Genomic DNA, 14,314 nt, shown 5'->3' with positions numbered 1-14,314 from the left:
TACGAACCGAGGAGGCCCCTGCCCTGTGTCCCTGTTCTGGCGGATCTTCGGGCTCAACGCCCTGGTGCTCGGCACGGCCACGGGCGTGCTGATGCTGGCGCCCGTGACCGTCTCCACGTCGGTCCTGCTCGCCGAGGCCGTGGTCCTCGTGGCGGGCATGGGCGTCATGCTCGTCGCCAACGCCGCGCTGCTGCGCGTCGGCCTGGCCCCGCTCGAACGCCTCACCGGGCTGATGGCCACCGTCGACCTGCTCCGCCCGGGGCAGCGGCTCACCGTGCCGGGCACCGGCGACGTCGCCGACCTCATCGGCACGTTCAACGCCATGCTCGACCGGCTGGAGGCCGAGCGCGCCGCCAGCACCGGGCGCGCGCTGTCCGCGCAGGAGGCCGAGCGGCGGCGCATCGCGCAGGAGCTGCACGACGAGGTCGGGCAGAGCATGACCACCGTGCTGCTGGAGCTGAAGCGCGCCGGCGAGCGGGCGCCGGAGGGGCTCCGCGAGGATCTGCGGCGGGCGCAGGAGACCACCAGGGAGAGCCTGGAGGAGGTCCGCAGGCTGGCCCGCCGGCTACGGCCCGGGGTGCTGGAGGACCTGGGCCTGGTCAGCGCGCTGACCTCGCTGGGTACGGACCTCGCCGGGCACACCGGGATGCGCGTGGAGCGCCGTCTCGATCCGGAGCTGCCGTCGCTGGACCCGGACGTGGAGCTGGTGCTCTACCGCGTCGCACAGGCGGCGCTGACGAACGTCGTCCGGCACGCCGCGGCGGACCGGGTCGAGCTGAGCCTGGTGCGCACCGGCACGGCGGTGGAACTGCGCGTCGTGGACGACGGCCGCGGGCTGGGCGCCGCCCGCGAGGGGGCGGGGATCCGCGGCATGCGCGAGCGGGCCCTGCTCGTCGGCGCGGACCTGGACGTCAGGCGGGCCCCGGGCGGCGGCACGCAGGTGGTGCTCACCGTCCCGGATGCCGGGCGCGCCCGCGGCGGGGTGCCGCACGGCCCGGCCCCCGGCCGGATCGTGCAGTGAGCCTTCGCGGCTCGGTGACGCCGCCACGCACCGCGCGCACCGGCGGCGGCGCCGGGACGGCGCGGGTGCGTCGGTGTCTTCGGGTACGGGATGCCCGCCTGCTCGCCGTGCGCTACGCCTCTGCCTCCGCCAGTGCTGCCCGAGCCTCCGACGTCCAGAGTGCGTAGCGAAGTTCGAGCGGAAGGCTGTAGAGGCCGGTCCGCAGATGCTCAGCGGCGTCCCGGTGCCTGCCGAGCAACAGGTGTGCGTGCCCGATAGGAAGGCTCATCCATTCCGGCGTGAGCCAATAGGCGGTAGCCGGTGGGGCGCAGTCCGCAGCCTTGTCACGCAACGCCTCTACTTCACTCAGCAGTTGCTCGGCTTCGCCCCGCCTGTCGAGCACGGTGAGTGCCCAAGCGGCTTGCGCGCCGTTGACGACACGTTGACGCGGCGCACTCTCGCCGGCGTACGCGGCTACGGAGTTCCGGTGAACGGCATTCCACTGCTGTCGCTGTCGCGCGATGTTGCCACGTAAGTTGTGCGCCTGCGCCGCAAGCGAACCGTCTTCGATCTCGTCGGCAAGGTCGATCGCTTCGTTCAGTAAGGCACTGGCGCGCGGGTAGTCGTTCAGTTCGATTCGCAGCCAACCGGCGAACTGACTTGCCTGGCTTGCCACGGCGGTGAGGGATTCACGGTGCTTGCCGGACGTCTCGCGCACGAGGGCCGTCAGCGCCTCCCGCTGGGCTTCCGCCGCGTTGACGAGGGGGCCGGGCCCAACTACGTCGTCGGCTCTGCGTTGCGCGGCCAGCGAGGCGGCAAGGGCTCGTACGCCGGCAGCGTCGATCCGCCCCGGGTGCCGCGCCGCGTAGGCCACCCGGTCGTCATCGTCGCTGAGGTCCAGAGCGTCGGCCAGCGCGCGCATCAGCGTCTCGGACGGACGCTGCAAGCCCCTGAGAGCACGAGAGATGTGGGCGACGTCGTAGTGCGTCCGTCGCGCCAACTCCCGCAAGCTGACTGACTGTCTGGTCATGGCGGCCTTGACCGGCCCCACGCTGACGCTCATATGGGAAGGCTACGCCCGGTCAACAGTCAACGGCGAACGGTCAACAGCCGGGACGCACCGCGACTCCTGTGGCCCGTTGAATCGATGCGAACCCCCGCGACCGCGTGAACGGCCCGGGGGCGTGGCCGACCACTGACAAGGAGTGACCGACGACAGGAGCCTACACAGACAGCCCAAGCAGCGGACTGCGGGATTCGTGGTCAGCGTCGCCCTTTCCGTCTATCACGTGATCTTCCTCGCTGGTGTAATCGCGCTCGCGCTGGTGTCGCAATGACGCGCCCACGCCGCCTGCCCTGGCTGGAGGGGGACCGGAGGACGTACGTCATCAGCGACAAGGGCGGAGTGCTCGACCGGATTGCCGATGAGGCAGAGGTCCGGCTACTCGATAACGCGGACTCGCTGCTGAGGATCACGGGCCCGATGCTCGACGAGTTGCGCACACAGGACGAAGGGAAGTTCGCGTGTGAACGACTGCGAGAATCGTTCACGGATGCGGTGAGCGTTGCGGAAGCGCGTGGTGAACGGTTACGCGAACGTTCGTAAGCAAAATGCGCACCTGAAGGCGAGCGCCCCCGTTGCTGGAGGAAACTTGCCAGCGGCGGGGGCGCCTTCACGCACGCTGCGCCACCGGGCGCCCGAGGGGGCCCGGGCGGTGGGCTCCTCCGGCCCGGGGGCGCCGGGGTGCGGGAGGCGGGCCGGCGATGGGAACGGGGCGGGCGGGCGGCGTGTGATCCGGCCTCGCGGGCGCCGGGCAGACCGACTGGCAGACAGCGCCGGGCTACGGGGGCGGCAGTCGGTGCCGGGGAGGGTCGGCTGGCGAACGGCGCCGGAATACGGGGCGGCAGCCGGTGCCGGGGAGGGGCGGCGGCATGTGGGTGTCCCGGGTGCGGGAGGGGCTGCGCCGGGGTGGGCGGCTTCGTGTGTGAGCCGGGTGACGTGGGGTTTGAGCATGGGGCCCACCTCGGACGTGGGCCGCCGCAGCGGAACAGCCCGCTCCGGCCACAGCGGCGATGGTCCGGAGCAAGCAGCGCTCAGCCCTCCGGCCCCACCCGAACCAGGGGCGCCGCAACCCGTCGTTCCGCGACGTGCTCTCGGCCTGCTTTGCCTGCCCCAGCGGAGAGATCTGGCCGTAACTTGCGGCAACCGCCCCCGTAAATCCGGGCAAAGCGTGCACGCTGCCCGACTTGCGCCCGTCCGCGTCCATTTACTCGTCCGGTGTGTACCGCTTGCCGCCCAAGCCATCTCGAGCGCACGCCGTGGGTACGAACTCGCGAGCACGACACCTGCGAACTAGGGCAAATCCCCCGCAGGGTCGGAGTTTTGCCCAGCGCCGCGCGTCCAACCGTTCCGCAGGGGGCGTCTTCGGGTCTTGATTCGGAGTGGGCGCGAGGGCGTGATCCCCGGTTGTTCCCGTTCATCGCCGCTTTCGCCGGAGCCCGGCTGGTCCGCTGCGGCGGGCCGCCGCCGAGGTGGGACCCATGCTCCAAACCCCCGTCCGCCCAGCTCACCCGCGAAGCCGCCCACCTCGGCACCGCCACCCCGTAGCCCCGGCACCGTCCCGGCGCGCCCGCCCGGCACCGGCTGCCGTCCCGTAGTCCGGCGCCGTTCGCCAGTCGGTCTTCCTCCGCGCCGGCTGCCGCCCCCGTAGCCCGGCGCTGTCACCGCTGGGTCGAGCGCGAAGGCGCCTGCGGCCTCGGCGCACAGCGCTCCCGTGCTCTCGCCACGCTTCCCGGGCGTCAAGGCTGACGCCCTGCCGCCGCTCGGCGCGGCCTCCCCGCTTTCCCCGCCCCCGGGCGGCGACGCCATCCGGATACGGACCCCGCCGCCGCTCCCCTCGCACCGGGCCCCGATCATCCGCGTACGGCACCTGCCGGATGAAATCGATTTCGGATACGGTCCCCTACCAGCGGGCCCCCCGGGACGGGGGCGCGCCCGCACCGGCACCCGAGGAAACGAGGAACCATGCACGACACCCCCTGGCCGGTGGTACGCCGCTACCGAGGCGACCGGCTCGCCCGCATCGCCCTGCCGGTCGGCGGCATCGGCACCGGCTCCATCGGCTTCGGCGGGCGCGGCCAGCTCCTCGACTGGGAGCTGTTCAACCGGCCGGCCAAGGGCTTCACCCCCGACTCCTTCTTCTGCCTGCGCGCCGAGGGCGCCGCCGGGTCCTTCACCCGCGTCCTCGAATCGGCCCTGCTCCCCGGCGAGTACGCCGGCCACGGCGGCAGCCCGTCCGCGCTGCACGGCCTGCCCCGCTTCCGCGAAGGCGAGTTCGCCGCCGCCTACCCCTTCGGCCAGGTGCGGCTTACCGACCCGGAGCTGCCGGTGGAGGCGACCGTACGGGTCTTCAACCCGCTCGTTCCCGGCGACGCCGACGCCAGCGGCATCCCCGCCCTGGTCTACCGGGTGACGGTCCGCAACACCGGCGCCGAGGAGCTGGCCGTCGACGTCTGCGGCAACCTCCAGCACGTCGCGGGCCGCCGCCACGCCGGCGGCCTGCCCGCGGGAAACGTCTTCGGCCTCGTCGAACTCGACGGCGCCACCGTGCTGTCCGGGCACACCACCGAGGTCGCCGAGGGCGACGAGAGCTGGGGGACGCTCGCGCTCGCCGCGCTCGGCGGGCAGGTCACCAGCCACCGGCTCACCTGGGCGCGCCGCTCCTGGGGCGACTCGCTGCTGGACTTCTGGGACGACTTCGCCGGGGACGGCCGGCTGGCCGAGCCGGCCGAGGGCGCCCGCGTGCCCACCGGCTCCCTCGTGGTCTCCGACCGCCTCCCGCCGGGTGCCGAGCGGGAGTTCACCTTCGTCGTCGCCTGGCACTTCCCGCACCGCCGCGGCTGGAGCCACCGCTTCCAGGGCCCGCCGGACTACGGCCACAGCGCCGACACCGTCGGCAACCACTACGCCACCCGCTACTCCGACGCCGCCGACGTGGTCGGCCGGCTCGCGCCCCGGCTCGCGGACCACGAGCGCCGCACCCGCGCCTATGTCGAGGCCGTCACGACCTCCAGCCTGCCGCCCGCCGTCCAGGACGCGGTGCTCTCCAACGCCGCCGTGCTGAAGACGCCGACCTGCTTCCGTATCGCCGACGGCACGTTCCTGGCCTGGGAGGGCGGCAACCCGGACCACGGGAGCTGCCACGGCAGTTGCACGCACGTGTGGAACTACCAGTACGCGCTGGAGCAGCTCTTCCCCGACCTGGCCTGGACGATGCGCGAGGTCGAGTTCGTCCACGCGCTGGACGAGCGCGGCATGATGAGCTTCCGCGCCGGGCTGCCCCTGGACCGCGAGGGCACCGGCTGGCGGATCGCCGCCGCCGACGGGCAGATGGGCGCCCTCGTCCGGCTCTACCGCACCTGGCGGCTGACCGGTCGCGACGACCTGCTGGCGGCGCTGTGGCCGGGCGCGCGCCGGGCGCTCGCGTTCGCCTGGATCCCGCTGGGCTGGGACGCGGACCGCGACGGGCTGATGGAGGGCTGCCAGCACAGCACCAGCGACGTCGAGTACTACGGGCCCAGCGGCGTCAACCAGTCCTGGTATCTGGCCGCGCTCGCCGCCTGCGAGCGGATGGCGCGGGCCCTCGGCGACCACGCGTTCGCCGCCACCTGCGCGGAGGTGCTGGCCGGCGGCGCGGCCCGGACGGACGCGGAGCTGTTCAACGGCGCCTACTACGAGCAGAAGGTGCTGCCCGCCGGCTCCGCCGACAACATCGCCGACGGCCTGCGCATCCGCTACGACGGCGACAACCCCGACGTCGGCTCCGACGACCTCGTCGACCCGGACCTGCAGATCGGCCCCGGCTGCATGGGCGATCAGCTCGCCGGCCACACGTACGCCGTGCTCTGCGGCCTCGACGACCGGCTCGACCCCGCCCACACCCGGACCGCGCTGCGCAGCGTGCTGCGGCACAACCACCGCGGGGAGTTCCACTCGCACATGAACCATGTGCGCACCTTCGCGCTGGGTGACGAGCACGGGCTGCTGAACTGTACGTATCCACACGGCGGCCGGCCGACGCGACCGTTTCCGTACTGCAACGAGGTGTGGACCGGCGTGGAGTACACCGCGGCCCTCGGGCTCGCCGCGCAGGGCGACCGGGAGGCGGCGGAGCACGTGGTGGCGGACGTCCGGGACCGCTACGACGGGCGGGTGCGCAACCCGTTCAACGAGGTGGAGTGCGGCAACCACTACGTGCGCTCCATGGCCTCGTTCGGGCTGGCGCACGCCTGGCCGCGGACCGTGGTGGACGCCGGCGCCGGGACCGTCGAACTGGACCCGCTGCCGGGGCGCTGGCCGGTCGTCGCGGGGGGCCACGTGGGCGTCGTGCACGTCACCGCGGGACCGGACGGGCTCGCAGCGGAGGCGGTCTGGGAGTCGGTCGCGGAGGGGAGCGGGGGACCGCTCGTGGTACGGCTGCGCGCCGCCGCCGCGGGCGCCGGGGACGGCGCCGTGCCCCCGCCCGCGTAGCGGGGGACCCCGCTCCGTACGGCACGGAGGCCCGCCCCGCACCGGCGCGTACGGCCGCCCCCGCGGCGGCCGTACGGCGATTGCGCGTGCACGCCTCTTGACCCCCGAGGTGACGCGCTGCTTGCATGGCTGGCCATCAGGCAAGAAATCGATTTCACGCCCTGTTCCGCCCGTACATGCCGAAAAGTCCGCGCTGCCGAAAAACGGCGCAGGACCAACGAGAGGAGCCGCAATGGGTTGGGTCGGACCGGGAGGAATGTCGCGCCGTCAGGTGCTGCGGTCGCTGGGCGCGGCGGCGCTCGCCGCGCCCGCCGCGGGGAGCCTGGCGGCGTGCGGGGGATCGGCGTCGGGGGACTCGTCCACGCTCGACCTCGTGTATCTGGGCGACGCCACCCAGCAGGAGGCGTTCAACGCGCTCTTCGCCGAGTTCAACAAGTCCAAGCCGAAGGTGAAGATCAAGGCCCGCGGCATCGCCGCCGAAACCTGGGGCAACTTCGCCAACACCGTCTCCACCCAGATCGCCGGCGGCAAGGTCCCCGACATCGTGCAGGTCGCCACCGAGGGCCAGCGGCTGTTCGCCTCCAAGAGCCTCCTGGAGCCGCTCGACCCGTACATGGAACGGGACAAGAAGATCGTCGAGGACTACTTCGGCGACACCGACCCCAAGCTGAAGGAGTGGACCGAGACCTACGGCTCCACCGACGGCAAGACGTACTACATACCCGGCGGCTACAACACCTCGGTCCTCTACTGCAACACCAAGGTCTTCGCCGACGCCGGCGTCGACCTGCCGGAATCCGAGTGGACCTGGGACGACTTCCGGGCCGCCGGCGAGCGCATCAAGGCGAAGACCGGCGCCTTCCTGCTGCCCGCCGGTTTCGGGTTCCCGTTCCTCGACATCATGCCCTGGCTGCTCACCAACGGCGCCAGCACCCACAACGCCGCCTGGGACGCGGCGACGTTCGACAGCCCCGCGGCCGTCGAGGCCGCCGAGTACGTCAAGAGCCTCATCGACGACGGCCTCTCGCCCAAGCCGGGCGGCAACTTCAACGCCGCCGGACAGCTCCAGAAGGGCAGGCTCGCCACCTTCGGCGCCGGCCGGTGGGCCACCCTGGACATGCGCCGGCTGGGGCTCACCGACTCCGTCCGCATCGTGCCCTGGCCCAGCAACACCCAGGCCGGCGCCAGCGTCGGCTGGGACGGCTGGCCGATCCTGCGCGCCTCCCAGAACAAGGACGCCGCCTGGGAGTTCCTTACGTGGATGATGTCGAAGGAGGCGTCCACCTTCTACGCCTCCGCCGGCGGCACCAACATCCCCGCCCGCAACTCCGTCGCCGCCGGCCCCGCGTTCACCGACGACGCCCCGGCCGGCACCGAGAACCTGCCCGCCGCCCTCGGCTACGGCACCCCCATCCCCTCGCCCGAGCGCGGCGCGGAGGCCCAGGCCGCCATCACCCAGGGCTGGCAGGCCGCCATCCTCGGCAACCAGCCCGCCGCCGAGGCCCTGGGCAGCGCGAACGACAAGCTCAGCGGGCTGCTGTGACCCTGACCCAGGCACGGCCGAAGCGCGCCGCCGCCCCGCGCCCGGCGGCGCGCGGCGGCGGCCGGTTCCGCCGCGGCGAGTGGGTGGGGTACGCGTTCCTCAGCCCCGCGCTGCTGCTCTTCCTCGCCTTCGTGGCCGGGCCGTTCGTCGTCGCCGTCGTCCTGGCCTTCTTCAGCTGGGACATGCTCACCCCCGCAGAGTTCAACGGCGTCGGCAACTTCACCGAGATGTTCTCCGACCCGCTGCTCTACGAGGCGCTGGCCAACACCTTCGTCTTCGCCTTCGCCTCGGTCGTCACCCACCTCGGCGGCGGCCTGCTGCTCGCCATGGGCGTCAACCGGATGATGAACAGGGCGCTTTCGTACTTCGTACGCACCACGCTGTTCTTCCCGTTCGTCATCTCCTGGGCCGCGGTCGCGCTGCTGTGGAAGTACGTGCTCGACCCGACGTTCGGGCTCGTCACCCACTACGCCGGCGAGATCGGCGTCCAGCCGCCGGAGTGGTTCACCGACCCGGCGTGGGCGCTGCCCGCCATCATCGCCATCGACTTCTGGCACACCATCGGCTTCACCTTCGTCATCATGCTCGCCGGGCTGCAGACGGTGCCGCGCGAACTCCACGAGGCGGCGCGCGTGGACGGCGCGAGGCCGCACCAGGTCTTCTGGCGTGTGACCCTGCCGATGATGTCCCCGACGATCTTCTTCGCCGCGGTCGTCACCTTCATCGGGGCGTTCCAGATCTTCGACCCCGTGCAGATCATCACGCCCGACGGCGGACCGGAGAACTCGACCATCACCATCGTCATGTACCTCTACCAAAAGGGCTTCCAGTCCTTCCAGATCGGCTACGCCGCGGCCGTGTCCATCCTGGTCTTCGTGATCATGATGGCCGTCACGCTGCTGCAGTTCTGGGGCTCGCGGAAGTGGGTGCACCAGCAGTGACCGTACGGACCCGCAGCCGCCGGCGCGTACGCCCGGCCCACCTCCTCCTCGAACTCCTCCTGGTCGCCGTCGGGCTCGTCATGATCGCCCCGCTGGTCTGGCTCGTCGTGCAGAGCCTCACGGCAGAGGAGGCCGCCTTCGAGCTGCCGCCCAACTGGATCCCCAGGCCCTTCACCACCGAGAACTTCGCCCACGTGCCGGACGCCATCCCCTTCGGCCGGATGGCGCTCAACAGCCTCCAGGTCGCGGTGATCGCCACCGTCGGCTCGCTGCTGGTCAGCGTGCTCGCCGCGTACGCCTTCTCCCGGCTCACCTTCCGCGGCCGGGACGGGATCTTCCTCGTGCTGCTCAGCGCGCTGATGATCCCGGCGCAGATGACGGTCATCCCCGTCTTCGTGCTGATGCGCAACCTCGGCCTCATCGACTCGCTGCCGGCGCTGTGGCTGCCCGCGCTGATCAACGTCTTCTCGATCTTCTTCTTCCGGCAGTACTTCAACACCATCCCGCGGGAGCTGGACGAGGCGGCGCGCATCGACGGCGCCGGGCATCTGTGGATCCTCTTCCGCATCATCGTGCCGCTGTCCGGTCCTGCGCTTGCGGCGATGGCGATCCTGACGTTCCAGGCCGTCTGGAACAACTACCTCGGCCCGCTGATCTTCCTCAGCACCCCGGAGAACATGACGCTGCCGGTGGGCCTGGTCACCCTCCAGGCCAGCCACGGCGGCTCGCCGGTGGTGGTGTTCGCCGCGATCACGGCGGTGGTGGTGCCGGTGCTGGCGCTGTTCCTGGTCTTCCAGCGCTCGTTCGTGGCGAGCATCGCGCAGGCGGGACTGCGCGGATGAGGCGGCGCACGACGACGATGCCGCGGAGCGAGCGGATCCCGTACGAGGCCACGGCACCCGCCGCTCCGCCACGGGCCCGCGCCGCGGCGGGGGACCCGCCGATGCCGACCCCTCCCTCGGCACGGAGCACGGAGCCGGCGCCGGTCACCGAGAACGAGGCGCTGCGGCGGGTGCTGCGCGGCGCCTGGCCGAGCCTGCCGGCGCTGGCCGTCGCGGGCGCGGCGGTCTGCGCCGCCGGCACCGTCGCCGTCCTCCTCGCGCCGGGCGTCACCCCCGTCTCCGTACTCGTCGCCGCCGTGCTCACCGGCCCCTGGCTGGCCGCGCTGGGCGCCGCGGCGGACCGGATCGCCACGGCCGGCGAGGCCGGGCTCTGCGACTGGTGGCACGGGCTGCGCACGCTGTGGCGGTTCGGTCCCGCGCAGGCACTGGTGCCCGCGGTGCCGGCGGCGGCGTTCCTGGCGGCGCTGTCGCTGTGGCAGCAGTCCGAGAGCCCGTGGCTGCTGCCGTCGCTCGCCGCGGGCGGCGCGTGCGCGGTGGCCGGGCTGCTCGCCCTGCCGGCCGCGCTGTCCCTGGGCGCCGCCCGCCCGGCGCTGCGCGGCCGGCTGCTGTGGATCTGCGCGGCGCACCTGGTCGCCCGGCACCCGACGCGGTTCCTCGCGGCCCCGTCGCTGGCGCTGCTGGGTCTCTGGGCCTCGCTGCGCTGGACGGCCTCGCTGCTGCTCCTCGTCCCGCCGCTGGTGGCGCTCGTCGCCGCCGCCGCGACGGCGACGGCCCTGGTGCACCACGCCGCGGCCACCGGCGGGGGAGGGGCGCCGGGACAGAGCTGACGCGCGTACGGCCGGCGCCGGCACGCCGCCCGTACGCCGTCAGCCCTTCGAGGCGCCGGGCCGCCGTGCCGTGCTCAGTCCCCGTGGCGGGCGATGCGCTCGTCGTTGAGCGCGTTCACGGCGCCGCGTGCGTCGCCGATGGTGGCGTAGTCGACGGCCACCAGGCTCACCGGCCGGCCGCGGTCCCGCTCGCACTCGCGGGCCCGGTCGAGCACGAAGTCGCGGGCGTTGATGCGGCCGGCGTCCAGGCGGCTGCCGCCGCTGTTGGTGATGAAGTGGTTCATGAGGAAGAGCTGCTTGTCGTCGCCGCCGCGGTTCGGCGCGCACGTCATGTCCTCGGGCGTGCGGAACGCGAACGGGGTCTCCATGCCGTACCGGTAGAAGTTGCGGTACCAGGGCGCCGGGCCGTCCGCCTTCTCCGCGAACACCACCAGGCGCCGGTCCTCGTCGATCATCTCGCCGAGCGTCGGCCACGGCTTGTCCGGGTCGTCGTCCGGCGTGAAGAGCACGTCCTCCAGCCCGGCCCGGCGCATCGCGGTACGGGTGTCGGCGCCGCTGATGCCGTCCTGGATCACCAGCGTGACCACGTCCGACGGGTTCTGCTCCAGCCAGTCGCCGATCTTCTCCAGCTCCGGCACCAGCGGCAGGGCGCCGCCGCGGCAGACGGCGTGGCAGAGCCAGGTGCCCTTGCGGGGCGGATCGACGGTGTTGAGCACCGAGCGGATCTGCCGCTGCATGGTCGGGGTGAAGTCCGACTCCGCCAGCCGCTCGGTGATCTCCGGCGGTGTCTCCCAGCGGTGGGTGTCGAGGAGCAGGGCGCGGACGCCGCCGTTGAGCTGGCCGGCGATCGACGGGTCCTGCAAGGGGGCGATGAAGCGGTCCTGGGAGGTGGCCATCGCGTTGTGCGCGGCGAGCTGGGCCACCTCGTCGTAGCGCAGCTCGCACAGCTCCTCGCGCCCGTTGCAGCGGCGGTCGGACTCGCCGCCGAAGGCGTTGGGTACGAAGACGGCGCCGGCCAGCGCGGCGACGACGATGCCGACCGCGCCCCAGCGGTAGCGCGGCGGCATGGGCGGCGCGGGTCCGGCCGCGCCGGGCGCGGCCGGGGCCGGCGGCTCGGCGGCACCGGGTACGGGGACGCCGGCCCGGTCCGTTCCCGGCTCGCCGGCCTCCGGCGTCCGGGCCTGCGGGGTGAGGGCTTCCGGCGCCTCGGTGCTCGCCGGCCCGGTGGCCGCGGCCCCGGCCGCCGCCGTCCGTGCCGCGGCGATCGCCGTCGCCCTGCGGTGCCACAGCCACCCTCCGGCGGCCAGCAGCACCCCCGCCGTCAGCGGCACCGCCGCCGTCGTCAGCGCGACCGTGTAGAGCCGGTCCAGCGCCGTGCGCTGGACGTCGTCCAGCAGCCGGCCGGCGGAGTCCGGCCAGTTCCGCGGCGCGGCCGCGATGCTGCCGCCGATCGTCCCGCGCACCACCAGCGCCAGCACGAACGTCAGCGCCCCGCCGCATGCCAGCGCCCCGCCGATGCGCATCAGCCGGCGGCCCGGGGCGCGCGGCCCGTAGCGCCACAGCACGGCCAGCGAGGCCAGCCCCAGCAGCACCGCGCCGGTCTGCACCCAGCCGAGGCCCAGCTTGGTGAAGGAGCGGGCCTCGCGCACCGGGCGCAGCTCGTCGCCTGCGCCGTCGAACTCGGAGGCCAGGTCCCAGGACACCCCGTCCGCCGTGTTCCGCAGCGCCGACGCCGCGCTCTCCTCCCGCCCGGAGAAGAGCGCGGGCCCGACCTCCGCGAGCGCCGTGGCCAGGTCGCCGGCGCCGAGGGCGGCGAGCAGCCGCGGACGCAGCTCCGCCCGCTCGTCCGCGGGAACGGCCCGCAGCACCGTGTCGGTGGCGGTCCTTGCCTGCGCCTCGGTGAGGTCGAGGGTCGGCAGCCCCTCGGGGCGCTCGCCGTCGGCGATCCGGTTCACGGCCTCGCCCAGGTCGGACTGGAAGGCGGCGTAGTCGGGGGCGGGCTTGTCCTGGAGGTTCGCGACGACGTCGGCGAAGTGGACGTTGGCCACGGCGCCCAGGTTGTCGAGCACCGGGCGCAGGTCGATCTCCAGGGTCAGGTCGTCCTTCTCGCCGCGCAGGTACGCCACCGCGTCCCCGATGACGTCCTCGGCCAGGGCCCGCGCGGTGGTCGGCGGCAGAACCGTTTTGAGGTTCGAGGTGACGACGGTCTCGGGCACGGGCAGCCGGGCGAGCAGATCGCGGGTGACGCCCGACGCCTCGGGGTCGACCAGCACCTGGTCGTAAAGCCGGTCGTAGGCGTGCTCCCGGTCGAGCGCGGCGCGGTAGAAGCCCGCGTCGGCGACGGTGGAGCGGGCCGTACCCGCGATGACCAGCACCGTCGTGGCGAGCGCCGCGACCACGAAGGCGAGCCACCGCAGGACGACGGCGTCCCGCCGCGGCGCGGCCTCCCCGGCCCGCCGCACCACGCGGGCGAGCCGGGCTCTGAGCTTGTCGAACAGGGTCATACGCGGTTCCTGCCTGCTGGTGCCCTTTGAGCCTACGGGCTGCGTGCGGGAAACGCGCCGGGCCGAGATGTCACGCCCGCGCCGCCGGGCGCGCCCGGGTCAGGGTGCGGCGGGGGCGAGGAAGTCCCGGGGGGACAGCGCACCGGCCACGATGCGGGTGTCCCCGATCCAGCCGTAGAAGCCCTGCCCGAACGCGCCCGCCGCCGTGGTCAGGATCGCGCCGCGGTCCGGGCCCTTGCCGCCGTCGAAGCACAGGCTCGCGTGCCCCGGCTGGCCCGCGTGGTGGCCGTCCGACCAGGTCAGCGCGGTGGGGCCGCTGTCGTGCAGCCTCCGTACGGTCAGGTCGTTGCCGTTGCCGCTCAGATCCCGGGCGCGGATCCCGTCGGCGACCGGCTCGCCGTCCCGGCCGGCGGCGGCCAGGCCCGCGGAGTCGAAGCGCCAGTACGCGACCGTGCCGCGCGGCAGCACCGCGGCCGGCGGCCGGGGCCGCGGCGGCACGACGGGCGCGAAGCCGGCGAACCGCTCGTCGAAGCGGATCTCCATCGAGAAGCGGTCGGCCGGCCCGGTCAGCTCCACCGTCTCCGCGGCCAGCGGCCAGCGGCCAGCGGCGAGCGGCGAGCGGCGCCCCGGGCCGCGGGTGAGGAACCACGGCGAGAACGTCTCCACGTCGATCACGCCGCGCGCCAGGTCTCGTCGGCGGTGCCGTGCTCGGTGACGTCCCCGAGGTGCGCCATGAACGCGATGTTCGCCTCCCGGCGCTCGGCGGCCAGATACCGGAACGTCGCGCGCAGCGGCTCCGGGTCGGCGCTGTCGGCGTCGAAGAGGTACTGGGTGTCCGGCAGCACTGCCAGCGCGAAGCGCGGGCTCTCGCCGTCGTACCCCTGCCGCCCGGCGGCCGCGGCGCTCCCGGCCGCCGCCGCGGGATCCGCCGCCAGCGCCGCCACCGCGCCGGCGGCCGGCACGGCGACGGCGGTCTGCAGCAGTGCGCGTCTGTCGAGGCGGGTGCGCTGCCCGCCGGCCTCTTCCGCTGTCCGGTCCGTCGGAACTCCGTCCGCGAGACGTCGTGTCAGCCGCACTGTGCTGATCATCCGTGGCCGCGGGGTGGCACGGACCTGAACGACGCCTGT

General features: G+C 73.5%; 11 protein-coding genes. 7 read left to right on the top strand and 4 right to left on the bottom strand.

Annotated features, from left to right (window positions below; all coding sequences use genetic code 11):
• Nucleotides 1-25 precede the first annotated feature (25 nt).
• On the top strand, nt 26-1,021 hold the full coding sequence (locus ABGA99_RS13325) for a HAMP domain-containing sensor histidine kinase (protein ID WP_347577394.1): 996 nt from the start codon (nt 26-28) through the stop codon (nt 1,019-1,021).
• A gap of 112 nt (nt 1,022-1,133) precedes the next feature.
• Here the strand turns inward: ABGA99_RS13325 and ABGA99_RS13320 are convergent, their stop codons facing one another.
• Nucleotides 1,134-2,063 carry a helix-turn-helix domain-containing protein gene (locus tag ABGA99_RS13320; protein ID WP_347582706.1) on the bottom strand — a complete coding sequence of 310 codons (930 nt, stop codon included), beginning with the start codon at nt 2,061-2,063 and terminating at the stop codon, nt 1,134-1,136.
• A 270-nt stretch (nt 2,064-2,333) separates the two neighbouring features.
• On the opposite strand from ABGA99_RS13320, the gene ABGA99_RS13315 reads away from it, so the two are divergent.
• The 6 genes from ABGA99_RS13315 (at nt 2,334) to ABGA99_RS13290 (ending at nt 10,683) form a co-directional block, all read left to right on the top strand.
• A complete protein-coding gene (locus tag ABGA99_RS13315) occupies nt 2,334-2,606 on the top strand; it encodes a hypothetical protein (protein WP_347582705.1) in 273 nt (90 codons plus the stop codon).
• A 1,419-nt stretch (nt 2,607-4,025) separates the two neighbouring features.
• Nucleotides 4,026-6,530 carry a GH116 family glycosyl-hydrolase gene (locus ABGA99_RS13310; protein ID WP_347582704.1) on the top strand — a complete coding sequence of 835 codons (2,505 nt, stop codon included), beginning with the start codon at nt 4,026-4,028 and terminating at the stop codon, nt 6,528-6,530.
• A gap of 256 nt (nt 6,531-6,786) precedes the next feature.
• Nucleotides 6,787-8,073, top strand: coding sequence for a sugar ABC transporter substrate-binding protein (locus tag ABGA99_RS13305; RefSeq protein WP_347577391.1), 1,287 nt, complete (start codon nt 6,787-6,789; stop codon nt 8,071-8,073).
• Nucleotides 8,070-9,014: a sugar ABC transporter permease gene (locus ABGA99_RS13300; RefSeq protein ID WP_347577390.1), complete on the top strand. Its 945-nt coding sequence runs from the start codon at nt 8,070-8,072 to the stop codon at nt 9,012-9,014. Before ABGA99_RS13305 ends, ABGA99_RS13300 begins: the two co-directional genes overlap by 4 nt.
• Nucleotides 9,011-9,856 carry a carbohydrate ABC transporter permease gene (locus ABGA99_RS13295; protein WP_347577389.1) on the top strand — a complete coding sequence of 282 codons (846 nt, stop codon included), beginning with the start codon at nt 9,011-9,013 and terminating at the stop codon, nt 9,854-9,856. Before ABGA99_RS13300 ends, ABGA99_RS13295 begins: the two co-directional genes overlap by 4 nt.
• 101 nt (nt 9,857-9,957) lie before the next feature.
• Nucleotides 9,958-10,683, top strand: a complete 726-nt coding sequence (locus tag ABGA99_RS13290) for a hypothetical protein (RefSeq protein ID WP_347582703.1) — start codon at nt 9,958-9,960, stop codon at nt 10,681-10,683.
• Between the two features lie 74 nt (nt 10,684-10,757).
• Here ABGA99_RS13290 and ABGA99_RS13285 read toward each other — a convergent pair whose 3' ends face one another.
• The 3 genes from ABGA99_RS13285 to ABGA99_RS13275 form a co-directional block, all read right to left on the bottom strand.
• On the bottom strand, nt 10,758-13,187 hold the full coding sequence (locus ABGA99_RS13285) for a hypothetical protein (RefSeq protein WP_347582702.1): 2,430 nt from the start codon (nt 13,185-13,187) through the stop codon (nt 10,758-10,760).
• 99 nt (nt 13,188-13,286) lie between these two features.
• The gene (locus tag ABGA99_RS13280) at nt 13,287-13,862 is read right to left on the bottom strand and encodes a hypothetical protein (RefSeq protein ID WP_347577386.1); all 576 of its coding nucleotides are present in this window, start codon (nt 13,860-13,862) and stop codon (nt 13,287-13,289) included.
• On the bottom strand, nt 13,859-14,263 hold the full coding sequence (locus tag ABGA99_RS13275) for a hypothetical protein (protein WP_347577385.1): 405 nt from the start codon (nt 14,261-14,263) through the stop codon (nt 13,859-13,861). The genes ABGA99_RS13280 and ABGA99_RS13275 overlap by 4 nt, the downstream gene beginning before the upstream one ends.
• Nucleotides 14,264-14,314 lie beyond the last annotated feature (51 nt).

Source organism: Streptomyces sp. B5E4 (assembly GCF_039871555.1).
Classification (GTDB): Bacteria; Actinomycetota; Actinomycetes; order Streptomycetales; family Streptomycetaceae; genus Streptomyces.
The sequence above is the reverse complement of the archived record's forward strand: the minus strand, read 5'-3'. Positions and strand labels throughout refer to the sequence as shown.

Excerpts from the sequence above, each read along its gene's own strand:
- ABGA99_RS13320 (WP_347582706.1), bottom strand. The coding sequence starts at position 2,063 with ATGAGCGTCAGCGTGGGGCCGGTCAAGGCCGCCATGACCAGACAGTCA.
- ABGA99_RS13315 (WP_347582705.1), top strand. The coding sequence starts at position 2,334 with ATGACGCGCCCACGCCGCCTGCCCTGGCTGGAGGGGGACCGGAGGACG.
- ABGA99_RS13310 (WP_347582704.1), top strand. The coding sequence starts at position 4,026 with ATGCACGACACCCCCTGGCCGGTGGTACGCCGCTACCGAGGCGACCGG.
- ABGA99_RS13305 (WP_347577391.1), top strand. The coding sequence starts at position 6,787 with ATGTCGCGCCGTCAGGTGCTGCGGTCGCTGGGCGCGGCGGCGCTCGCC.
- ABGA99_RS13290 (WP_347582703.1), top strand. The coding sequence starts at position 9,958 with ATGCCGACCCCTCCCTCGGCACGGAGCACGGAGCCGGCGCCGGTCACC.
- ABGA99_RS13285 (WP_347582702.1), bottom strand. The coding sequence starts at position 13,187 with ATGACCCTGTTCGACAAGCTCAGAGCCCGGCTCGCCCGCGTGGTGCGG.